Source organism: Bacillus sp. FSL K6-3431 (assembly GCF_038002605.1).
In the GTDB taxonomy this organism is placed as follows: Bacteria; Bacillota; Bacilli; order Bacillales; family Bacillaceae_C; genus Lederbergia.
In genome coordinates this window covers 2919728-2944257 of the sequence record NZ_JBBOCT010000001.1, presented here as the reverse complement: position 1 = coordinate 2944257, position 24530 = coordinate 2919728, and the positions used below count along the sequence as shown (strand labels likewise).

The window sequence follows — 24530 nt, the reverse complement described above, 5'->3', positions numbered from 1 at the left end:
AATTCCTTGATTCTTGAATCACCCTCCTCTGATTTGAACGGTAAAAATCTAGTATAGATCTATATAAAAGCAGCCAATTCGTAGAAGAAAAAGGCTGCTTTTTTGGGGGCACTCATTGAGATCATCAATAGTAGCCGCTTTTTGTAAGTGTTAAACTAAGTACTTTTTCTAATTTTCCGTATGGCTTATTTTAAATTTCTTGGAGTACTGTAAATGCTCGCTTAAAAGTTGAAGGGCAAGCTCTTTATTTTTATTTTTGAGAGCCTCTAATATCATTTTGTGTTCGTATACTGTTTTATTTCTATTATCTTGGTCCATTTGTGAATGTGGAACACTTGAAAAATACTGAACGATAATATCTGTCAGCTGTGAGAATAATTCATTGTTAGTAGCTTGTATTAGACCTCTATGGAATTCAATATCTAATTGTTTAAATAATTTTGGGTCAGTTGTGTGGCTCATTCTATCAATAATATTATTAAGTTTTTCCAAATGCTCAGCTTCGGTATTGGCAATAAGTTGTTCAATTGCTGTTTTTTCTAAGAGATGTCTAAGTTCAAACAATTCCTCAATCTTTTCATTATTCATTTGCCAGAAAAAAAGTAAATGATTGAAAATGATACTTGAATCATCTGTATTAACAAAAGCTCCTTCTCCATGTCTAATAACAATAATCCCGGTTGATTCCAAAGATCTTAGTGCTTCTCTTATAATTACTCGACTCACTTCAAGCATGCTTGCCAAATCTCTCTCAGAGGGAAGTTTATCGCCTGTAGTCATCTTGTTTTCCATAATATACTTGCGTAGATTATCGCTAACTATTTTACTTAATGTATATCTTTCTTTATCTTCAATAGGTTTCATTGTATTCACCGCTTTTAAATTAGTATGTAATATCGATATGTATAATAGAAAGGGAACAAAATAATAGTCGTGGTAGGACCACCTTGCTTTTTATTTTACCATATTAACAAATAATGTTAATCTTATCTCAACAATTGTCTCAATTTCTACATTCTTAAAAAGCATCGCTTTAGTTTGATAATAACAAAGAACCACGGAAATCTCCTGATCTTCCGTGGTTCTAATCAATCATTTACGTGATGGAATATTCTCTTCCCATTCATGGAGTATATCGTATAGATGATGTAAATGAACCTTCATTGCTTGCTTTGCTTTCTCGGTCTCCTTATTAATAAGCAATGTAATAATTGATTTATGCTCCTCGTAGGAAGAAATATAATCTTCAAAATCAACGATTTGTTCAAGTTGGTTCATATTAAAGTATTCAGCGATAATAGTAGATAGCTGAATATAAGTCTCGTTGCAGGTAGCATCAAATAAAGAACGATGAAAATATAAATCTTCGTTCTTTGGTTTCTCTCCATTCTTGACCTTTTCAAGAAAGAGGTTATTCCAGTGTGACATTTGCTTTATTTTATCTAAATGATACTGTTCAACAGCTAATTCAATCGCGCCCAATTCTAAAATAATCCGTGTATCTATTAGTTCTTTAAACTTTAATTTATCTAATTTTAAAAAAGGAGATATATTTTTAAAATACCCTTGTAGCTTTATTTCCTTTACAAAAATCCCTATCCCTTGTTTAATTTCTATGATCCCTTGTGATTGCAACGTCTTTAACGCCTCTCTCACAATGGTTCTGCTCACACCTAACATGTCAATTATTTCTTTCTCTGAAGGTAGGCGCTCACCGGGTTGACAATTATTTTCTGCAATGAAGGTTTTAATTCGATCACTAACAATTTCGGCTAAAGTTTGTTTTCGTTCTAGCATTATTTTCTCCCCTAATGTATTGGATGTTTATGGATGGTTTTACCAGTATAGTATACTATTATCTAAACGAGTGCGAGCTCACTTTTTCAAAATTTAAAAAGGCTTGACAAATTTAATGAAAGCGGTTAATTTAAGTATAAGTCATGAGAATATTTAAATTAACTGGTAAGACCATATTACAATATGAAAAATATAACATCAACTAAAGAATAACGATGGATGATTTATTCTAGTAATCTGGTAGGACCATAATATGACAATGTTACATAATACATAAATAGAAATGAGATGACAATAATGACAGCATGGGATTTGGACAAGTTTAAAGGTGTATTCATTGCAATGTATTCTGCTTACGATAAGACGGGAGCAGTAAGTGAGAAAAGAGTGAAGAAACTAGCACGTTATTATGTGAATACTGGTGTGAAAGGATTATATGTAGGTGGAAGTTCAGGAGAAGGCATCCTTCAAACAGTGGATGAAAGAAAAAAGGTGTTAGAAGCGGTAATGGAAGAGGTAGGAAATGAATTAACAATTATTGTTCATATCGGTGCTAATTCGACAAAAGAAAGTGCGGAGTTAGCGATTCATGCGGAACAAGTTAAGGCAGATGCCATATCGGCAGTTCCGGCCATATATTACCGATTATCTGAAGATTCGGTAGAGAGGCATTGGCAGGTAATGATCGATAGTTCTTCATTGCCATTCATTATTTACAATATCCCGCAAACAACAGGCTTTCATTTAACACAAACTCTATTTAAGAAAATGGCTGCACAAGATAAAGTTATCGGTATTAAAATGTCTGGTGAAAGCGTATTCGAACTCCAACAATTTAAAGCAAATGCGGGAAAAGAGTTCTTAGTTTATAACGGACCGGACGAGCAATACTTAGGTGGAAGAATTATGGGAGCGGACGGTGGAATAGGTGGAACATATGGTGTTATGCCTGAATTATTTTGCCAGCTTGATGCTTATTATAAACAAGGTGAGGTCGAAGAAGCGCAACTATTGCAGGCTAAGATTAATTCTATAATTACAAGACTATTAAGTTATCCTTCATTATATGGTGCTACCAAAGCAATATTAAGCTTGAGAGGAATTGAAACTGGAGCTCCAAGATTACCGTTATTACCAGTTAGAGAAGAGGATTTTGAAGAATTAAGAAAACTTAACGAAGAGATTGAGAGTTCAATAAAATCTTACTCTTAAAATGTAATTGAACCTTCTACGAACGTGAAAGGAAGTGAAATAATGGCAACAGAAGCAATGGCTACAAAGAAGCCATCTATAGAAGTAAAAAGTCCTAAACAGTCTAATTGGCAACAAATGAAAAAAATGAAATTACTGTATATAATGCTTTTATTTCCTATGGTTATGTTATTTATTTTTAGTTACATACCAATGTATGGTGTTATTATCGCGTTTAAAGATTTTTCACCAGGTTTAGGGATTTGGAACAGTCCTTGGAATAACTTTGAACACTTTATTAGGTTATTCGATGATTTCATGTTTATTAGGGCACTAAAGAATACACTCGTTATCAGTCTTTTGAAAATATTGATTTCATTTCCTGCACCGATTATCTTTGCCCTCTTACTCAATGAAATTCGGAGTCAAAGATTTATGAAAGTAACACAATCAATCTCGTACTTACCTCATTTCATGTCATGGGTTATTTTATCAGCCATGGTCATAGAGGTGTTTTCACCACAAACAGGAATAATAAACTATATTATCACCGCTTTTGGTGGTAATCCGATAAACTTTTTATCCAGTAAGCTCTACTTTATACCTGCAATTGTACTAACCGATATATGGAAGGAAATAGGATACGGGGCAATTATTTATATAGCTTCGATTGCTTCTATTGATCCTGCACTTTATGAAGCTGCAGAAATGGATGGAGCGAGCAGATTTAAAAAGATGATTCATATTACACTTCCTTCTATTATGCCGATGGTGACTATCATGTTCATTCTTCGATTAGGGGGAATCCTGAATGCAGGTTTCGACCAAATCCTGAACTTGTATAATCCGCTTGTCTACGAAGTGGCAGATATTATTGATACTTATGTGTATCGTAGTGGTTTGGAACAATTTCAATTTGATTACGCTACTGCAGTTGGTTTATTTAAAAACATCATTGGAGTTATCTTCATATTGGGTGCCAATGCGATCATCCGCAGAAGAAGTGAGCATGGAATCTGGTAGAAAGGGTGAAAGAGCATGGTTAGTAAAAAAAGGTTTTCGTTATTTGAATGCGTATTAATTATCGGGTTTGTCTTATTCTCAATTGCTGTACTGTATCCCTTCTGGCAAACGCTTGTTTTATCTTTTTCAAATCCAAACCAAGCATCTAGCCTTGGGATGAATCTTTGGCCTGAGAAATGGATACCGGATGCCTATCAATATGTGTTCGGATATGGAGAAATAATGAGGGCGTATGTAAATACGATTGTTCGGACTGTAGTAGGAACATTTTTAATTGTTGTGTTTACTATGTTGGCAGCTTATCCTTTATCGAAAAAGGAATTGCCTTACCGTAACACAATTACAATCTTTTTCTTGATTGCCATGTTTTTCTCTGGTGGAATGATTCCGGATTACCTATTAGTTAAAAACTTGGGATTATTGGATACAAGATGGGCTTTGATTTTACCTACAGCTGTCAATGTTTTCTACGTCATTATTATGAGAAACTACTTCATGACTATTGATAAAGGAATCGAAGAATCCGCAGTCATGGATGGGGCTAGCTATTTTACGATTCTAACAAAAATCATCTTGCCATTATCGAAGCCTGTTATTGCAACGATTGCCTTATGGGCAGCAGTGTTTCACTGGAATGAATGGTTCCATGCATTGATTTATATTCAAGATGATGCAAAAACGGTTCTGCAAATGATTGTAAGAGATATGTTAACTGCAATGGATTTATCACAATCTACCAACGCAGCTGCCATTGGAGGTGGAGGAGGATCAAGTCAGAATTTGCTGTTAAGTAATGTGCGTGCAGCAACCGTGATGATTTCGATTGGGCCAATTGTTTTGATATATCCGTTTATACAAAAATACTTTATTAAAGGTATTATGATTGGATCACTAAAAGGATAATAAGGAGGAGAAAAAAATGAAGAAAATATACCATTGTTTTTTAGGGATATTCTTGGCATCGGTCTTAGTTATCGCAGGCTGTAGCTCTAGTGCTGGCAAAAAAGTAGAAGAAAAAGTGGACGTGTCGGTATTACCAGATGCAGGTGATTTTTCTGAAGAACTTACATTAGAACTTTCCGGATCATTTACGAGAGGTAAAGTTGAGGAAGGAAGCTATGTTCAAAAACGTTTAGAAGAGCAATTTAACGTAAAAATTAAAAATGTAAAAGTAGATACTTGGAATGCTGACCAAGTGAATTTAATGGTTGCTTCAGGTGATCTGCCAGATACATTTGCATTCACAACAGGAGGACAAACATCACAGGAATTATTTGATTCTGGTTTAACTAGAACAATTCCGAAAGAAATGTTGGAAAAATATGCTCCACGTTATATGAAAATGTTAGAATCGCTTCCTCCAGGTCCAATTATGAATCTAAAAGAGGGTACAGAAGATCAGTATTTACAACTAATAGGAGAGTATAAAAATGTAGATGGTCTACCATGGGGACCGACACTCCGTCTGGACTGGTTGGAGAATTTGGGAATTAAACCACCGGGAGAAATAAAACCAGTTGGGCCAAATGGTGGCCGTGAAAAGATTTTCTTCACAGAAGAAGCCTATACCTTGGAAGAATTAGAAGAAATATTAGTTGCGTTTACTTTTGATGACCCAGATGGTAATGGGAAAAATGATACGTACGGTATCTCACCTTACAATAACCAGATCCATTGGTCGGCTTCATTGATGGGAGCATTTGGTATCTCACCAGGTTATAGTCTACTTGAAAACGATAAATTAGTGACTGCGGAGACTTCTGAAAAGTACAAAGAATTTTTAAAGTTGATGGCAAAATGGTATGACATGGGATTAATTGATCCAGAGTTTACAACACTCGATAATAATAATAGCTGGGAAAAATACAAGCAAGGGAAGATTGGGTACTATATTGCGCAGCCTGCATATCTTGCTATGGATGACTGGGCAAGAGGACGCGCTCCACAAAATATTGTGGAAAACCCGGATTCTAATGCGAAGATTTTAGCAACTGCTCCAGAGATAGGTCCGGATGGTCAACAAGGTGTAGGCGCTTACCTTCCTGTAGTGGATTTGGCTGATGCCTTCTATATCTCAAAAGATGTTACCGATGAACAGTTGACAAGGATATTGCAAATCTACGATTATATCAATCATAATGATGAAGCAAGATGGACATTATATGGAGAGGTTGGTGTCCATTCTGATTGGGAAGGAGAGCCTGAAAACTCTGCACTTAAAGTGCGTCCGGAATTTGCACTAGAAGAGGGTAATTCGGGATTCTGGGCATATAACTTCCGTACTTATAGCACAGAAAGAGTTAAATGGTTTACGTCTAGCCATACGTTGAAATTAAAAGAAGATTTTTATGCACGTGATGATATTAAAGAAAAAATGATAATCCGTCCGTACAAAACGGATCTGTTAAATGAAACAAATGGAAGAGAAATTTCAAAGCGTTATGGCGGGCAGCTTACTACAATTGTGGACGAGTTTAGAATGAAGGCAATTGTTGGAGAAGTAGATATTGATAAAGAATGGGATAAATATGTTGAAAATTGGATGAATAATGGTGGTAAACAGACTCTTGAAGAGTTAGAAAAAGCACCACTTGTGTCTGATTTATTAAATGCTGAATAATGTAAGGGAGATTGTTCCTAGGTGTAATGGTCACTTAGGAACAACCCTTTTTGCTCTTCCTGACAATAGGTAGATATATCTGCTCTAATAAGATTGGAGATTAAGAGGATGAAAAAAATAGATCTAAACGATCAATTGATTCATGGAGCAATCTCTCTGGAACAAAAAGAGGAGTATATTAAACCGTGGAGAATTCGATACTTGGAAAAGGATTTTTATACTCCTAATCAACTGAACGGACAGGCAGAAGTGCCAGCAGGTGTAAGAATATCCTTTGTTAGCAATACGGAAACATTTAAATTAGAAATCGCCCCAGTCACTGTAGATTTGGAGTTTGATGTTTTAATTGATAATGAATTGTTTGAAACAGATATAGTAAATTTTAATGAATCCTATTTAGAAGTAAATGGTCTTACATCTCAAAGTAAAAGGATAGACATATACCTTTCGCAACGTGATAAATTAGAACTACGGTCGTTGTGGATTAATAAGAATGCTGAGTGGAGTCCGTTTATTGATACTAGAAAAAAATGGATCACTTATGGTAGCTCTATTACTCAATGTCATGCAGCGGAAAGCCCATCGCAAACATGGCCCGTGATTACATCAAAAGAATTGGATCTAAACCTGGTTTGCTTGGGCTATAGCGGGGAATGCCAATATGAGCCAATGACAGCCAGAATGATAAGAGATACTCCGGTAGATTTTATTCATTTAAATGCTTCAATCAATTCCTATAATGCGGAATCCTACAATCATCGCACGTTTCAAGCAGTGGTGATCGGCTTTATTAAGATTATTCGTGAAAAACAAAAGAATATTCCAATTGTATTGAGTTCTTCTATATTTGGAGCCCATAGGGAAGAGACAGAGAATCTCGTTGGCTTTACACTGAAGCAGATGCGAGAAGAAGTAGAAGAAGTTGTTAATATTTTCAGGAGAAATGGCGATAATCATATTTTCTATTTGAATGGTCTAGATATTTTAGGGGCTGAACATGCTCGTTTTCTGCCTGATCATCTACATCCTAATGCTGAGGGGTATAAGATAATGGGTTTTCATTTTGCAAATGCATTTCAAACTATTTTAAAATAAAACCTTATTTTATATGATAACGTTGATTTTAACTCCATGAATATGCCGAATCAATCAAAAATATTGTCTAACCTATTCAAATAATCAAATGCGAGGAGTTTTTATTAATGGCAAACATTGAAACGCAAGCACTTTTTTATCCAGATTATGCAGGTTCAAAAGCATATAGAATTCCATCAATGATTACAACAAGAAAGGGAACTGTTATTGCAGGAATTGATGCAAGGATAGTCGATCAAACAGATAATCCGAACCAAATTGAAGTTGCAATTAGACGTAGTGAAGACAACGGTAAGACATGGAATCCAATTCAAAGGCTCGTTGCATATGCCGGCGAAGGATTGGACGGAGCAGCTGCGATTGATTCTTCTCTATTGGAAGACGAGGAAACTGGTACACTTTTTATGCTTTATATGCACACACCAGGTGGAATAGGCTTGTGGGCAAGTGAGGCCGGGATCGGTTTCGATACAGAAGGAAAGCGAAAACTATTTGACGATGCAGGAAATACATATTTGTTATCGGATGATGGAAAAGTTACTGATTTTGAAGGTAACGCAACAGATTATTCTGTAGATAGAGAAGGCTATGTATTCAAAGGTGACGAAGCACAAGGAAATATATATTACAAAAAGGGTATTGATCCAAATGAAAGTTTACTAGAAGCTAGGACGTCCTTTTTACAGATTATTCAAAGTGAAGATGATGGGCTTACATGGTCAGAGCCAAGTGAATTAAACCCATTAGTTAAAGAAGAGTGGATGCGATTTATCGGATCTGGCCCTGGTTGTGGCATTCAGTTGAAGCATGGAGACAGGGCGGGGAGATTAGCATTTCCAATCTACTTTTCAAATAAAACTGGCCATATGTCATGTGCATTAATCTATAGTGATGACCATGGTGTCACTTGGAAACGCGGTGAATCGCCGAATGATGGAAGGGAACTGGACGGTGAAACACTAGCGGCTGAGACAATATCAGAGCATAAGCAAATGTTAACGGAATCCCAAGTAATAGAGCTTCCAACGGGAGAACTCAAATATTATTTGCGAAATCATTACGGCCTTCAAAGAACTGCCGTTACAACTAGTACAGATGGTGGAGAAACATGGGGTGAAGTGACGTTTGATATGACATTGGTTGATCCAATCTGTCAATCTAGTGTCATTCTTTATCCTGACCAAGGGGATGGGAAAGTACGAGTCTTATTCTCTAATCCGGATAATGAAACAAAGAGAGAAAAAGGAACAGTCCGTTTAAGTGAAGACGGTGGAAAGACATGGCCATTCAGTAAAGTGATTGAAGACAGCCATTATGGTTATTCATGCCTAACAGTCTTAAAAAATGGGGAAATTGGCGTCTTGTTTGAAAAAGTCTATGACTATGATAATTGGAACAATATGGACATTCAATTCGGTACATTTACATTGGATTGGTTAAAGTCCTAACAACAATGGCAACTGGGAACTGTCGGTTTTTTGCGGCATTTTCGAGTTGCCACTTCTTTGTTTAAATGTAAACTTTAGCAGAACCTACGCAATCAATTGCACATGAAATCCGAAAGCTTTGGTGATTTACACTAATGACCAGGACACAGATTAATGCTGCTACCTTTTCTGATATTCTTCGGCTTTTGGTATAAGTGAATAACTTAAGAATCTTCCTTATTTGAAGTTAAAAGAAAAGGTTGACAAGCCTGTTTATCCGAGGTATATTCTAATCACTTATAATTTTCTGTTAATTAAATCCTTACATTAAAATGACGACTATGATAGGGAGTAATGTAATTATGCACCTAGTGGAGTTTTTCAGTTGATTAGATTAAAAGATATTGCAGAGAAGGTTGGTGTCTCCATTTCTACTGTCTCAAGAGTGATTAAAGATGATAGAAGTAGGAATGTTAATCAGGAAACCAAGAAAAAGGTATGGGATGCAGTGAAGGAATTAGGGTATATACCTAATTTAAATGCAAGGAATTTAGTAACAAACCAAAATTCTGTTGAGAGCAAAAAAAGAACAATGAAAATTGGCTGGGTCGCTGATCCAAAAGCGGCTGAGTTCAACCCCTATTTCTCCAATATTTATTCTGGTATAAACGAAACGCTTGATAAGTTAAACTATACTTTAATTAATATTTACAAGGATGAATTAGCGGATGAATCAAGACTTCTTAAGATGATTCATGAATCAGGTATTGAAGGAATTATTCTAGTAGATAGAATCGATGAAAATACTCTTAAGTTTTTAAAAAAATATTTACCAGTAGTGGGATTAGATTTTTATTATTCTGAGGAAACAATTACAATTATCGACTATGACCGTAAAGAGGCCGCTAAAATGGCGGTTGAACATTTAATTAAGCAAGGACATGAGAAAATAGGCTTTATTGGTGGAGGTGCCGGACCAAGAAATGAAAATCTAGCAGTAGAAAAAAGATTTCAGGGTTATTTAACCGCACTAGAAGAGGCCGGAATTGAATTTAAAGAAAATTGGATTATAGATACTGGATGGCTTTTAGAAAATAGTTATGAAGGCATGAAAAAACTTTTGAAAGAGCAATGTGAAATACCTACCGCTATGTTTTGTGCGAGTGATTTAATGGCCATCGCAGCAATGCGAGCTGTATTTGAAAATAATATGAAAGTGCCGGACGATATTGCATTTATAGGTTTTGATAATATTGAAATGGCAAAATACTCCACGCCACCACTTACATCTATTGGTATACCAAAGTATGAAATTGGTGAACTGTCAGCTAAAACAATTGTAGATAAAGTGGAAGGTAAATTAAATATTCCCGTAAAAATACTCTTACCATTCGAGCTTATTGTACGAGAGTCTTCTGAAAAATAGTAATTTTATCGATGATATTTCTATGAGTGTCAGGAAAACGTTTGGATAATATTGTGATAATATTTCCAGATATAAAAATATAATAATAAATAGGAGTGTTAAAACTATGGAAACAGTGAGAATAGGGATCATTGGAGCAGGATTAAGAAGTGGAATTGCGAAGAATTGGCATAACCCAGGAGGTAAGTCGGTAGTTGTAGGGGCAGCAGATATTTCTGAGGAAAGGTTACAAAAGTTTTTGAAAGCGGTTAATCCGGATGCTTTTACAACGAAAGATTATCATGAGTTATTAAAGCGTGATGATGTAGATGCGGTCGCGGTTTTATCTCCGGACTATTTACATGAGGAACATGCGATTGCAGCATTGAAGGCGGGTAAGCATGTTTACTGTGAAAAACCGCTTGCCATCACTGTAGAAGGATGCGACCGAATTATCGAGGCATCTAAAAATTACGGGAAACATTTAATGGTCGGGTTTAATATGCGCTATATGAGTATGTACCAAACGATGAAAGGTATCGTTGATTCTGGTGTGATTGGTGATATTAAAGCGGTTTGGGTTAGACATTTTGTTGGATGGGGTGGATATTTTTATTATCACGATTGGCATGGTACGTCTAAAAATACGACCTCGCTGTTATTGCAAAAAGGTTCACATGACTTAGATGTCATTCACTGGATAACTGGAAAATACACAAAAAAAGTGTCTGCATTTGGTAGTCTTGACTTCTTTGGGGGAGATAAACCTAATGATTTAACATGCCCCACTTGTGATCTAAAAGATACTTGTACTGAATACAGTCCACATACCTTAACCCAATGCGCATTTCGTGAAGAAATTGATGTGGAAGATAATAATATGGTGATGATGGAGCTTGAAGGTGGCATAAAGGCATCTTATTTACAATGTCACTTCACGCCTGATTATCAAAGGAATTATACGTTTATTGGAACAAAAGGGAGAATTGAAAACTCAGAATTGGAAGGGAAAGTATATGTTCGTACGAGAAAGTCCAACTCGTGGAATGAGTTAAGTGATGTCACATATGACATTAAAAAAGAAGAAGGTAGTCATGGAGGAGCAGATCCGAAAATTACAGAGGATTTTGTCAATCTTGTTCTTTACAATAAGCAGCCGTTAACTACTCCATTTGCAGGGAGAATGAGTGTAGCGGTAGGCTGTGCAGCGACAGAATCTATTCGCGCGGGTGGCAAGGTGGTAGATATCAGTCAAAGCACAGTTATGAGCTGAAAACAGGTTTGAGAGGAAGTGATAGAATGAAAGATTTACAAACAAACAACTCCAGTGTCGGAAATTTGCAAAACCAACCCAAAATACCGGTAAAAGCTAATAGAAAAATAGGAGCAAGACTTTGGAAAGAACGTTATCTTTATTTATTACTATTGCCAGGGCTCTTGTATTTTATCGTTTACAGGTATGTTCCGATGGCGGGAAATATTATCGCTTTTCAAGACTTTAGTGCCTTTCAAGGATTTATTCATAGTGAGTGGGTAGGGCTGAAACATTTTAAAACTATTTTTGAGGACAAAGAGGTCATTAGGGTATTGTGGAATACCCTATACCTCTCCTTTCTGCAAATTGTCTTTGCCTTTCCAGTTTCTATTATATTGGCCATCATGTTAAACGAGGTCAGAAACGGTACATATAAACGAATCATTCAATCAATCGTATATTTGCCTCACTTCCTATCATGGGTAGTTGTGGTTGGGATTGCGACAATCTTATTGAAATCAAACGGGATTGTAAATGGTTTCCTTAGCAGCGTTTTCGGCATGGAATCCATTGCCTTTTTGCAGGATCCTCAGTGGTTTATGCCTTTAATCGTCTTAGAGGTTATTTGGAAGGAATCTGGTTGGGGAACGATTATTTTTCTTGCTGCTCTCTCAGGTATTAGCCCCACATTGTATGAAGCCGCAGATGTCGATGGTGCTAATCGCTGGCGGAAGATTTGGCATATTACGTTGCCAGCTCTTCGCAGTACAATTATTATCTTATTAATACTCAGACTAGGAAGTGTATTGGACGTTGGCTTTGAGCAAATTTACTTAATGTTAACACCATTTACGATGGAAGTTGGAAATGTACTTGATACTTTCGTTTACTTCAAAGGGATTCAGAACTCTGATTTCAGTTTTGCCACGGCAGTTGGATTATTTAAATCATTAATTGGCTTCATATTAATCGTTGGCGCGAATCGTTTGGCGAAAAGATTTGGCGATGAAGGAGTCTATTAAGAAAGGAGGGTGCACTAGTGCTAAATAAACAAACGAAGTCGGAAAAGATTGTCGATAAACTTAATATGCTAATTCTTGCTCTAATAGCCCTTGCAATGTTATTTCCTTTCTATTATATGTTCGCTGTTTCATTTGCAACATATGAAGAGTTTGTACAAAGTGATTTGCTTCTATTTCCAAAAACATGGGTATTGGATGCCTATGCATACATTTTAGGATCAAAAGAATTCATGCGGTCGTTAGGAGTAACCATTTTTATAACAGTAGTAGGTACACTTGTAAGTTTATTATTAACGGCAATGATGGGTTATGCACTATCAAGAAATATTCTCGGTCAAAAAATATATTTATTCCTTGTTCTATTTACTTTTGTATTTGGCGCGGGGATGATACCTACATATATGGTTGTACAAGCGACTGGATTAATGGATTCATTATGGGCGCTTATTATACCAACTGCTATTAGCTCATTTAACTTAATCGTTATGAGGCAATTTTTCGTCAATTTACCAGATGATTTAACAGAAGCAGCCATTGTAGATGGCGCAAATGATCTGCAAATTTTCGGGAAAATCATCCTGCCTCTTTCCAAACCAGCATTGGCTGCATTTGGCTTGTTTTATGCAGTGGGTATATGGAACTCATATTTTACGGCGCTTTTATATTTGAGTGACCCTGCAAAATGGACCATTCAGGTTGTGCTTAGACAGATTGTTATATTAAATCAGGGAAACCTTGTTGATGCAGGAGCACAAGTGGGAATGTCAAATCCACCTCCAGCTGAAACGATAGGTATGGCAGCTATCTTAATCGCAACTATACCTATTTTAATTGTTTATCCGTTTCTGCAAAAACACTTTGCGAAAGGGGTGATGTTAGGATCTGTAAAGGAATAGAACTTAGGAGGCATTCTGAAGGTTTTAAATGAGAAGATTTAGAGGGGGCATACTGATGAAACGTTTATTATTACCTTTATTATCTATTATTCTTTTAGTAGGAATACTCGGTGCTTGTTCATCGAAAGATAAAACTAATTCATCTAGCAAAGATGGCGAGATGGAAATTACATGGTTTGATGGAACATGGGAGACGCCTGTTCCTGAGTCTGGGAATGAAGGGGTAAAAAGTATTAATGAAAAGTTCAATATTTCCTTTAAACCGCAATACATTCCATTTGATTTATATGAAGATAAGTTAGCTGTTAAAATGGCTTCTGGAGATATTCCAGATGTGATCGGTGATGAGGGGGCAGGTGTAAACTTTGTTAAGTGGGCCAAACAAGGTGCATTTTTGCCACTAAATGATTATTTGAACGAGTATGAAACATTTAAGGCTATTCCCGATTCTGTATGGGATGCAGTTAGTGTCGATGGCAATAAATTTGCGATTCCACTTTATTTCCCTGCGAGCGGGGGGAAAAAACCAGTTATTCGAAAAGATTGGTTAGATAAACTAGGATTAGAGATACCTACGAATTTTGAGGAATTGATCGAAGTAGCTACTGCGTTTGCAACACAAGACCCAGATGGAAATGGTAAGGATGATACTGTTGGTTTAGGTCTTGCTAAAGGAATGGTATATGATCCTTCATTTGGTACATACTGGAGCAGTACTTGGTACCATAAAAATGCAGACGGTCAGTTAATTCCTGGCCATATTTCTGAAGGGAATAAAGAAAAAATTACTGCCCTTAATGAATTGCATAAAGCAGGTGCCCTTGATAAGGATTGGTCAGTAAAACCTTATAATGACGTATTTAAAGATTTTAACGCCGGTAAAGTAGGAATTTGGTATGAACAACCAGGTGCGGGAAAGGGAGCCCAACCTCAGAGTCTTGATTTATCTACATTAAAGAAATCTGCTCCTGAAGCGGAAATCGCAGCTATTCCTCCTTTTGAGGCACCAGATGGCTCAAAAGGTTTTGTTGGAGGTAGCAGTTACTACAGAATTTGGATGCTAAATGCAAAATTGAAAGATAACCCAGAAAAGGTGAAACGGATCTTAGAAATGATGGATTATATGGCCACATATGTTCCGGCAGCAGAACAAACGCCAGATAATGAATACTTTGATTGGACAATGGGTGGAGAAGGAAAAGGCTATACAATGGAAGATGGTGTAGCAAAAAATACAGAAGAATTTAGTAAATATGCCCCTCTTGCTTATTTTAACCAGAAACAAGGTGGTTGGAAAGAGGGAGAAAAATCAATGAAGGATTATGAAGCGCAATCCTTAGAACCAGAAGCGAAGGAATTTAATAAAATTATGAGTGATATGTTATTAGATTCAGACTTCTATATTAACCCGGTAGGACGGATACATTCAACTGCTTACAACGAAAAAATGGATAAATTAACGGAATTTGCTACAAATGAACTATCTAAAATGGTTGTTGGGCAAAGATCAATTTCCGACTGGGATAAGTTCGTTGAAGAGTATTTATCCAAGGGCGGGGAAGAGGTTATTACTGATGTTAATAAACTATTAAAAGAAGAAGATATTGAGGGTGAATGGGTTAACTCGAAATAAACGATTTAAGGGCTCCCGAAGGAGTAATTCTACATTGCATGTTGGCTATTGCTAATCGAGGGACTATAATAGAAAAACTCCATTTTCGGGACTAAAGAAAGAACAAATTCCTCTGATGACGCATCAGGGGAATTTGTTTACCAGTTGTCTTTTACACCATGCCTAGGAAGTGAAGTTGTGAAAAACTTAAATATCTTGTGTTCCAAGTGACTAGTACTATTGGTATAGCTAGGAAGGAAAAGTGGAGAAACATGAAGCCAAATATCGTATTAATGGTAGTGGATCAAATGCGTGGAGATTGTATGAGCATACTTGACCACCCAGTTGTTGATACGCCTAATATTGACCAATTAGCCCGAAATGGTGTTTTATTTTCAAATGCATATTCAGCAACGCCCACATGTGTCCCGGCAAGAGCGGCTTTATTAACAGGGATGTCGCAAGCTGCGAATGGCAGGGTTGGGTACGAAGACAAAGTGCTATGGAATTATACACATACATTACCTGGAGAATTAACGAAAGCCGGATATCATACTCAAGCTGTAGGGAAAATGCATGTCTATCCACCAAGAAACTTATGTGGATTTCACCATGTAGTATTGCATGATGGTTATCTATTTTACAATCGATACAAGCACCAACAGCCAGAAACGGAATCATTCAATTATAGCGGTGACGATTATTTGCCATGGTTAAAGCAACAAGCGGGGGTGCAAGTCGATTTAAATGATCTCGGTCTTGATTGCAACGCATCCACAGTCGCGCGACCTTGGCATTTACCCGAAGCATTACATCCTACAAACTGGGTAGTGTCCGAGTCAATTGATTTTCTACGGAGAAGGGATACAACAAAACCATTCTTTTTAAAAATGTCTTTTGTAAGGCCGCATCCACCATTTGATCCTCCGCAAGCATTTTATGAGATGTATAAGGACTTGGATCTGCCAGAACCAGCTGTAGGTGAGTGGGCAGAGTATGAGGATCGAGATCGAAGCGGCTTCGATCCGACTGTGTTAAGAGGAAAGGTTCCAAAAATCCGCTTCAAAAAAGCACAAGCTGCATACTATGCGCTTATTACACATATTGATTATCAAATTGGAAGATTCATGTCTTCATTAAAGGAGCATGGCGTATTGAATAATACGATTATCATGTTTGTATCAGATCACGGGGAACTATTGGGTGATCATCACTTTTATAGGAAAGCACTACCATACGAAGGGAGTGCTAAAGTTCCATTTATCCTTTCTGACCCTGGAAATAATTTAAATATTAAGAGGAACCAGACAGTAGACCAAGTGGTAGAGCTTCGAGATATAATGCCAACGTGTTTGGCCGTTGCAGAAGTTAATACCCCAAAAAATGTAGATGGAAAAAGTGTCATCCCACTCTGTAAGGGAGAAAGAGCATGGCGTGAATATCTCCACGGAGAGCATATATATGGAGTATATTCACATCAATATGTAACAGATGGTAAGGAAAAGTATATTTGGTTTACGCAAACAGGCATGGAACAATTATTTAATCTTCAAGAAGATCCAACAGAGCTTGTAAACCTAGCGGGTAACGCGGAAAGCCAGGAACGTTTGAAATACTGGAGAGATATATTAATTAGTGAGTTGAAAACGCGAGAAGAAGGCTATACAGATGGCGATCATTTAGTAGTAGGTAGAAAATCGAAGCCTGTATTGGACTGTTTGCTTGAGGCGATTAATATACAAAAGCAATAAGAATCGAGGCAGAAGTCTAGTTCAATTTTTTATATCATAATGGAGGGATGGACATGTCCAGTCAGACTCTTGAGCGCTTTTTAGAAGAAAACTTAGCTAATTTACGACACCAGGGGCTTTATAACGAAATAGATACCCTTGAAAGTGCAAATGGTCCTATGATTAATTTAGATGGAAAAAGTAAAATCAATTTATCTTCCAATAACTATCTTGGCCTTGCAACAGATGAGCGGCTAAAAAAAGCTGCGATTGATGCTATCGACAAATGGGGTGCCGGAGCGGGGGCAGTCAGGACGATTAATGGTACATTGGAACCTCACATTAAGCTTGAGGAAATGCTAGCAGAATTTAAAGGAACAGAATCGGTAATATCTTACCAATCCGGATTTAATTGTAATATGGCGGCTATTTCCGCAGTAATGGATAAAAATGATGCCATTTTATCGGATGAATTAAATCATGCATCAATCATTGATGGATGCCGATTATCTAAAGCAAAGATCATTCGTGTAAATCACTCAGATATGGATGATTTACGAAAAAAGGCTAAAGAGGCAAGGGATTCCGACCAATATAATAAAATCATGGTCATTACGGATGGCGTTTTTTCTATGGACGGAGATATTGCTAAACTTCCCGAAATTATTGAGATTGCTGAAGAATTTGACTTGATTAGCTATGTGGATGATGCTCATGGATCCGGTGTACTTGGTAAAGGAACAGGCACGGTGAAGCATTTCGGTCTCCAAGAGAAGGTCGACTTTCAAATTGGAACATTGTCAAAAGCGATTGGCGTTGTCGGAGGCTATGTAGCGGGGAGAAAGGATTTAATTGATTGGCTTAAAGTTAGATCACGTCCATTCTTATTTTCCACTGCAGTCACTCCAGCAGATGCTGCAGCTGCAACGAAGGCAATTGAACTTTTAATGGAGAGCACTGAATTACATGATCGTCTTTGGGAAAATAGTCATTATTTAAAAAAGGGCTTAAAAGCATTGGGTTTTAATGTTGGTAACAGTGAAACACCGATTACACCATGTATAATCGGCGATGAAAAAACAACACAAGCATTCAGCAAACAGCTTTATAAGGAAGGTGTCTATGCTAAATCAATTGTTTTTCCAACAGTTCCAAAAGGGACAGGGCGTGTTCGTAATATGCCAACAGCTGCTCATACGACAGAAATGCTTGATCATGCAATTGCAATTTATGAAAAGGTAGGCAAAGAAATGGGAGTCATTTAATTCTATTGTGAATGATAATAGACGGAATCTTCAACAGGGGGAAGTCCGATGAAAAAGATATTAGTAACCGGTGCTTTAGGTCAAATCGGTGCAGAGTTAATTGTCAAGTTACGTAATGTATATGGAGCAGAAAATGTAATAGCCACAGATATTCGAACATACAGATGTGAGGGATTTTTATCTGGACCATTCGAAATGTTGGATGTGGCGGAGGGCAATCGTATGTTTGAACTTGCCAAAAAATATCAAGTTGATACGATTATTCATTTAGCAGCGCTACTTTCGGCAACTGCTGAAGCGAAGGCACTTGCTGCATGGAATTTGAATATGGGTGGATTAGTAAATGCACTGGAAACAGCACGGGAGCTTGAATTACAATTTTTTACTCCAAGTTCAATTGGTGCATTTGGTCCATCTACCCCAAAAGAAAAGACACCGCAAGATACCATTCAACGGCCAACCACGATGTATGGTGTGAATAAAGTATCCGGTGAACTGCTTTGTGATTATTATTATGCGAAATACGGTGTCGATACACGAAGTGTTCGGTTTCCTGGATTAATCTCATATGTTGCCCCACCAGGAGGAGGCACGACAGACTATGCAGTTGAGATTTTTTACGGTGCTGTAGCAAAGGAAAAGTACACTTCCTTTATTGATAAAGGAACATATATGGATATGATGTATATGCCAGATGCATTAAAGGCAATCATCGATTTGATGGAAGCGGATTCAAGTAAGTTGAAACATCGTAATGCCTTTAATATTACCGCCATGAGTTTTGATCCAGAGGAAATTGCGGCTGAAATCCGCAAGCATCTTCCAGAATTCGTGCTGAATTATGCGGTGGATCCAGTTCGTCAGGCGATAGCCGACAGTTGGCCAAACTCAGTTGATGACTCTGCCGCTCGAGAAGAATGGAATTATGATGCTACATATGACTTGGCAAGGATGACAAGTCATATGTTAGAAAAAATTACTATAAAAGATGGGACCAAGGAGTGGGCTTAGCTTGAAAAAACAGGTTAGGCGGATGAGCTAATCATTCGCTTAACCTGTTTATCATTGCTCCCATAAAAATTCAGCTATCAATTGGTCAACATATAAATGTTCATGTAATCCGAAATGAGTAGCTTTCTGGTCATGTATGGTTACTTCGTTAAATTGATCTTGTTTTACGATATCGCGATTGCCTAACGCACTTTGTTGGGAAACAAGGCCGTCCCCAGTCGATGGATCGGAGATTACACCTACTATAGATAGAACTTTAATATTGGCGGGAAATGATTCTTTATTATCTATCAGTAATCTTAATCCAATAGAACCCACTCTTAGATCCTTAAGTGCTTCTCCGTAATTAAGTTCAAAATAATCCTCATGATCTATTCCTTTAAAGGGGCTTCCGATCGTCACTAGCTTCAAAGTTTTAGGGTATGATTCATGACCATTTACTGTTTCTAGATAATTAGTTAGAGCTAGTCCACCCATGGAATGCCCAACTAGATTTATCTCGTGAACATTGTAACGGTCCTTTAATATTTTCATTATATTTTGCAACCACTTAGTTTGGTCATTAATACGTGCACGATTATTTTCAAATATCACTTGAATGAAAGGATTATCTTTCTCCTCAGATAACGTTCCTTTTAAAGAAATTCGTCCATTTTTACTAACGCGACAGACAAGCATTTTTTCGCCCCATTGTTGATCCGACATTCGTGATAACATAGTGGAAAAAGAGCGCTCACTACCTTTATAGCCATGGACAAAAAGTGTAGGCACCACTGCTGGCTGTTCGGCGGCAAATTTTTTATCATCCATCATTTTGGGGCGAAACAAGACGAGCCCGATAATTAAGGCGATGATAAAGAATAGACCGATGCTTCGATGTTTAGTGTTCATTATTAACCCCCTGTATTCTACCTATATATATTAGCACATTATGGGATATGCTAGGGGAGAATATTGTATATATTTTGAGCGTAACTCTGTAATGGACACATCCAAGCATAACTGCATAGGCTAAATGGAATCATTTAAAAACAGGAGTGAAGATATGAACAGTAATATACTGAGATATTTTGCTGGTGGCAATACCGCAAAGGGATTTTATAGTTTATACGATTCGAATCTCGCGGAATTAGAACGGGTCTTTATTTTGTCCGGAAAATCTTCCAAAGAAAAGTCTTATATTATTGAACAACTTTTGCAAAAGTGGGCTGTGGAAGGCTATCCTTTGGAGGTGATCCATCGCGCCGATGACCCACAACATGTGGAAGGACTTATTATTCGCCAGCTTGGCGTAGCAGTTATGGATGGCGATCTGCCACGATCGATTGGAAAGGACTATGTAGGCTCACATTGGGAAACGATGGATATAGATCAGGCATATCGCACAGCCAATCTAGATGGGAAAATAGTTGAAATTAATCGGTTAAACGAACAAGTGGAAACGGCATTCAGCAGTGCTTATCAATCGTATGCAAAAGGATTGCGTGTGCATGATGACTGGGAGCGAATATATATTGGGCAAATGGATTTTGAAAAAGCTAATAATACAGCAAACAAATTCATAGAGAAGTTATTCAAACAAAGTAAGAATGTAAAAACAGATTCACATATCATGCACCGTTTTCTTGGAGCGGCAACTCCAGAGGGACCAGTTGATTTCGTCGATAATATTACGGATGGATTAGAAGCTAGGTATTTCTTGAAAGGTCGGGCAGGTACTGGGAAATCAACATTTTTGAAAAAGTTAGTACATGAAGCAAAGGTACGTGGATATGATCTTGAAGTATACCATTGTGGATTTGATCCAGAAAGTCTCGATATGGTGCTTGTTCGTGAGCTTGGATGGGCTGTATTTGATAGTACGAAACCACATGAATATTTTCCAACCAGTCCAGGAGATGAAATAATTGATATGTATGAGTTAACAGTAACCCCAGGGACCGATGAAGCATTTGCAACGGAAATTGCTAAAATAGAGGCGGAATATCGCAAGTTTATGGATGTTGGTAAAAAATATCTTTCTGAAGCGAAGAGTTATCAAAATGAGCTAGAAAGAATGTATTGCGAAGTGACAAATCAGTCCCAGTTAGATGTGATTTTGTTTGAGCTGGATGGTGAAATTCACGAGCTTGCTAATGAACGCAAATAAGAATGACCTTCTTGCTACTTTGAGAAGGTTTTTTCAGTGATGTATGCTTCCATCATTTCGTAGAGGCTATACAATCACCATTACTGCAGGACGCTGTGGTCTTAGCGCATAATTCAGTAAGTACATGGATGTGACGGCAGGGATTGATCCAACAAAGAATCTCCTTGGTTATTAACACTGTTTTTTATATGATTACAACTGTTTTTCAAACACATATAACTGAATAGTCAATCTATAATTAGGAAGGAGTCCAACCGTGATACAACTAAATGAAAGGGTTTTCAACAGAGGGGAGTGTAGAAAAAGCATTGATCTAATAAAATGAAGGACGGTGTATGGAATGTTCTTAAAAAAGTCTTTTTTTGGTAGACAAGCATTGTCTGTGGCTTTGGTCATACCTTTAATTCTTACAAGTTTCGGTGCAACATCTGGAGCTAGTACTAAGGATCCCATAAGTAAGGTGAAAAGTATGCAAATGGAGTATTTGGATAGGGGATTGATAGCAACAGCCACTTCCGAAGGTGTATTTTTAAGCTGGAGATTGGCTGCGAATGAAGTAACTGGCTATGGAGAAGGTGGCATGGTAGGTGCCGATTTTAATATTTATCGTGACGGAAAACAGATCACCACTGTCAGCGATAGTACAAACTATCTAGATCAAGATGGAACGTCAGCCTCTGAGTATCATGTTAGAGCTGTAATCAATGGAAAGGAAGTAGATGAAAGTGCAACGGCCAAGCCTTGGGCAAATGAATATTATGATTTGTCATTACAAAAGCCGAAAGACGGAATAACGCCCGCTGGTGAGGCATACACATATTCCGCTAATGATATGAGCGTAGGAGATGTCGATGGGGATGGTCAATACGAATATTTCGTTAAATGGGACCCATCAAACTCCAAAGATGTGTCGCAAATTGGTTATACAGGAAATGTTTATATTGATTGCTATACATTTGATGGAACGTTGTTATATAGAATTGACTTGGGTGTAAATATTAGAGCAGGTGCGCATTATACTCAATTTTTAGTATACGACTTTGATGGCGATGGAAAAGCTGAAATGATGTTTAAGACAGCACCAGGTACAAAAATTATTAATTATGATAAAAACGGTAACGTTACATCAGAAAAATATATTACTATGCCAAAAGGGGATATAAAAGCAGGTTATAGTAACGAAGATGATTACCGTATGAGTAAAGATGATTATTATAACCATATTGTAAAGATGTTCATGGGTTGGCATAAGCATGATGAGGTTGTCAATGGAAACTGGCCAAATACGCTGGAGTCAGCTTTTGGCATTGAAAATAAATACAAATATCCTTTATCAAAAGAAAATGCTGAACAATTGGCGGATTATTTTATCGATGATTATGCTCCAAGCAGGAGTAGTCGAAATGAATTAAGAAAATTTGAAGGTTTTATTTTGGACGGCCCCGAATATATGACTGTTTTTGAAGGTGCTACAGGTAAGGAGCTTGAAACGATTCATTATAAACCTGGACGACATGATGATGGACTCATGTGGGGAGATTATGCCATGTCAAGAATTGAACCAGGTAACCGAGTGGATCGTTTTCTCGCTGGTGTTGCTTATCTTGATGGTGAAAATCCTGCAGCGATATTTGCTAGAGGATACTACACTAGAGCGAATCTTGTTTCATATAGCTGGAATGGCAAGAAACTCAAGGAAATTTGGCATGTTGACAGTGGTTGGACCCCTATGACCAATCCATTCAACGACGGTCCTCATGGGAGAGATGGAACAGATCCCGAATTTGCAACACTTACGACACAAGGTGCCCATTCCTTAAGTACTGCAGATGTGGATGGCGACGGGAAGCAAGAAATCATTTATGGTGGAGCGACCATCAACAATGATGGAACTTTACTGTACAGTTCGATGGATGTCATGCCACCAGAAAGTGCAGATCCGGGGGCAGTAGCAAGGCTTGGTCATGGGGATGCATTACATGTAGCAGATATTGATCCCGATAGGCCTGGTCTAGAAATTTTCATGGTACATGAAGGCGGTCCATGGGCACCTTATGGATATGCTTTACGTGATGCTAAAACAGGTGAGATTATATACGGCGGTTACACTGGAAAAGATACTGGTCGTGGCATGGTAGGAGACGTCGATCCTGATCAGCACGGTATAGAAACATGGGCTGTTGGATTATGGACGGCTAATGGTGAACAGATCAGCACGAATGCTCCTGGTACGAACATGAATATTAAATGGTCGGCAAATATGACGACACAAATAGTCGGGGGTTCAGGCAACGCAACTACTACTATCGATGATTGGAAAAAAGGCAGATTGTTAACTGCTTCGGGAACAAGAACCAATAATGGTACAAAAGGCAACCCTTCTTTAGTTGCTGATATATACGGTGACTGGAGAGAAGAACTTCTCGTTAGAACAGAGGATAGCTCAGCAATTCGTATTTACTTGAGTACAGAATTAACAGATCGCAAATTATATACACTTATGCATGATGCACAGTATAGAACAGGAATTGCATGGCAGAATGTTACCTATAACCAGCCTGCATATCCAAGCTTTTATTTTGCGTCAGATATTGATTGGGGGAAGGTGCCTATTCCTACCTTGCGTACACCAGCAGCGCTTACTGTAATAGGAAGTCTGATGGATCAATATCAAGATAGTGGTGAATTAACGGGTCCGCTTGCTTCTCAATTAGATAATAGTTTCAAACAAGTAATACATCATGCGGAAAAAGGATCTGAAAAAAATGCGATCAAATTTATGGAAAAGTTTATTTCGCAAATAGATCACAAAACAAAGCAAACGAACATATCCCCAAGAGCAAAGCGTAACTTGACTTATCACGCTCAAATGTCAATTGATATGTGGAGGGCAACAGGAAATAAATAGTGTATTAGAATTCAACTTTGAGGTTGTTCTGTATTTGGCTTAGCCAATGGGACAACCCTTTTTGTTAACAAAAAAGTATTGTCTTGGCCTATGCGGTTATTCCGGTATTCATTTCATCTCTTAA

The 24530-nt window shown here is 37.6% G+C and carries 19 protein-coding genes; 16 read left to right on the top strand and 3 right to left on the bottom strand.

Features of this window, described 5'->3' with window-relative positions:
- Nucleotides 1-168: 168 nt before the first annotated feature.
- Both MHB53_RS14430 and MHB53_RS14425 read right to left on the bottom strand, forming a co-directional pair.
- On the bottom strand, nucleotides 169-864 hold the full coding sequence (locus MHB53_RS14430; RefSeq protein ID WP_340919554.1) for a FadR/GntR family transcriptional regulator: 696 nt from the start codon (nucleotides 862-864) through the stop codon (nucleotides 169-171).
- A gap of 228 nt (nucleotides 865-1092) precedes the next feature.
- Complete coding sequence (locus tag MHB53_RS14425; protein ID WP_340919552.1) at nucleotides 1093-1797, bottom strand: FadR/GntR family transcriptional regulator; 705 nt, start codon at nucleotides 1795-1797, stop codon at nucleotides 1093-1095.
- 297 nt (nucleotides 1798-2094) lie between these two features.
- Between MHB53_RS14425 and MHB53_RS14420 the strand changes: the two genes are divergently transcribed.
- The 14 genes from MHB53_RS14420 to MHB53_RS14355 all read left to right on the top strand — a co-directional run bounded on the left by MHB53_RS14420 (nucleotide 2095) and on the right by MHB53_RS14355 (nucleotide 19349).
- Nucleotides 2095-3009 (top strand): dihydrodipicolinate synthase family protein, encoded by a 915-nt coding sequence (locus MHB53_RS14420; RefSeq protein WP_340919550.1) that lies wholly within the window; start codon nucleotides 2095-2097, stop codon nucleotides 3007-3009.
- A 42-nt stretch (nucleotides 3010-3051) separates the two neighbouring features.
- On the top strand, nucleotides 3052-4011 hold the full coding sequence (locus tag MHB53_RS14415; protein ID WP_340919548.1) for an ABC transporter permease: 960 nt from the start codon (nucleotides 3052-3054) through the stop codon (nucleotides 4009-4011).
- 15 nt (nucleotides 4012-4026) lie between these two features.
- A complete protein-coding gene (locus tag MHB53_RS14410) occupies nucleotides 4027-4914 on the top strand; it encodes a carbohydrate ABC transporter permease (RefSeq protein WP_340919546.1) in 888 nt (295 codons plus the stop codon).
- Nucleotides 4915-4930: 16 nt separating this feature from the next.
- The gene (locus tag MHB53_RS14405) at nucleotides 4931-6631 is read left to right on the top strand and encodes an ABC transporter substrate-binding protein (protein WP_340919545.1); all 1701 of its coding nucleotides are present in this window, start codon (nucleotides 4931-4933) and stop codon (nucleotides 6629-6631) included.
- A 108-nt stretch (nucleotides 6632-6739) separates the two neighbouring features.
- On the top strand, nucleotides 6740-7726 hold the full coding sequence (locus MHB53_RS14400; RefSeq protein WP_340919543.1) for an SGNH/GDSL hydrolase family protein: 987 nt from the start codon (nucleotides 6740-6742) through the stop codon (nucleotides 7724-7726).
- A gap of 107 nt (nucleotides 7727-7833) precedes the next feature.
- Nucleotides 7834-9174: a sialidase family protein gene (locus tag MHB53_RS14395; RefSeq protein WP_340919540.1), complete on the top strand. Its 1341-nt coding sequence runs from the start codon at nucleotides 7834-7836 to the stop codon at nucleotides 9172-9174.
- 364 nt (nucleotides 9175-9538) lie between these two features.
- Nucleotides 9539-10579: a LacI family DNA-binding transcriptional regulator gene (locus MHB53_RS14390; protein ID WP_340919539.1), complete on the top strand. Its 1041-nt coding sequence runs from the start codon at nucleotides 9539-9541 to the stop codon at nucleotides 10577-10579.
- 106 nt (nucleotides 10580-10685) lie between these two features.
- A complete protein-coding gene (locus MHB53_RS14385) occupies nucleotides 10686-11831 on the top strand; it encodes a Gfo/Idh/MocA family protein (protein WP_340919537.1) in 1146 nt (381 codons plus the stop codon).
- A 26-nt stretch (nucleotides 11832-11857) separates the two neighbouring features.
- Complete coding sequence (locus MHB53_RS14380) at nucleotides 11858-12835, top strand: ABC transporter permease (RefSeq protein ID WP_340919536.1); 978 nt, start codon at nucleotides 11858-11860, stop codon at nucleotides 12833-12835.
- A 65-nt stretch (nucleotides 12836-12900) separates the two neighbouring features.
- A complete protein-coding gene (locus tag MHB53_RS14375; RefSeq protein WP_340924729.1) occupies nucleotides 12901-13731 on the top strand; it encodes a carbohydrate ABC transporter permease in 831 nt (276 codons plus the stop codon).
- Nucleotides 13732-13786: 55 nt separating this feature from the next.
- Nucleotides 13787-15364, top strand: coding sequence for an extracellular solute-binding protein (locus MHB53_RS14370; protein WP_340919534.1), 1578 nt, complete (start codon nucleotides 13787-13789; stop codon nucleotides 15362-15364).
- Between the two features lie 251 nt (nucleotides 15365-15615).
- Nucleotides 15616-17094 carry an arylsulfatase gene (locus MHB53_RS14365; protein WP_340919532.1) on the top strand — a complete coding sequence of 493 codons (1479 nt, stop codon included), beginning with the start codon at nucleotides 15616-15618 and terminating at the stop codon, nucleotides 17092-17094.
- A 53-nt stretch (nucleotides 17095-17147) separates the two neighbouring features.
- Nucleotides 17148-18338, top strand: coding sequence for a glycine C-acetyltransferase (locus MHB53_RS14360; RefSeq protein WP_340919530.1), 1191 nt, complete (start codon nucleotides 17148-17150; stop codon nucleotides 18336-18338).
- 48 nt (nucleotides 18339-18386) lie between these two features.
- A complete protein-coding gene (locus MHB53_RS14355) occupies nucleotides 18387-19349 on the top strand; it encodes an L-threonine 3-dehydrogenase (protein WP_340919528.1) in 963 nt (320 codons plus the stop codon).
- 51 nt (nucleotides 19350-19400) lie between these two features.
- Here MHB53_RS14355 and MHB53_RS14350 read toward each other — a convergent pair whose 3' ends face one another.
- On the bottom strand, nucleotides 19401-20240 hold the full coding sequence (locus tag MHB53_RS14350) for an alpha/beta fold hydrolase (protein ID WP_340919526.1): 840 nt from the start codon (nucleotides 20238-20240) through the stop codon (nucleotides 19401-19403).
- Between the two features lie 154 nt (nucleotides 20241-20394).
- Here MHB53_RS14350 and MHB53_RS14345 point away from each other — a divergent pair, with 154 nt between their 5' ends.
- Together MHB53_RS14345 and MHB53_RS14340 are read left to right on the top strand one after the other, a co-directional pair.
- Nucleotides 20395-21498, top strand: coding sequence for a hypothetical protein (locus MHB53_RS14345; RefSeq protein ID WP_340919525.1), 1104 nt, complete (start codon nucleotides 20395-20397; stop codon nucleotides 21496-21498).
- Between the two features lie 340 nt (nucleotides 21499-21838).
- Nucleotides 21839-24406, top strand: coding sequence for a rhamnogalacturonan lyase (locus MHB53_RS14340; RefSeq protein WP_340919523.1), 2568 nt, complete (start codon nucleotides 21839-21841; stop codon nucleotides 24404-24406).
- The last annotated feature ends 124 nt before the right edge of the window (nucleotides 24407-24530 follow it).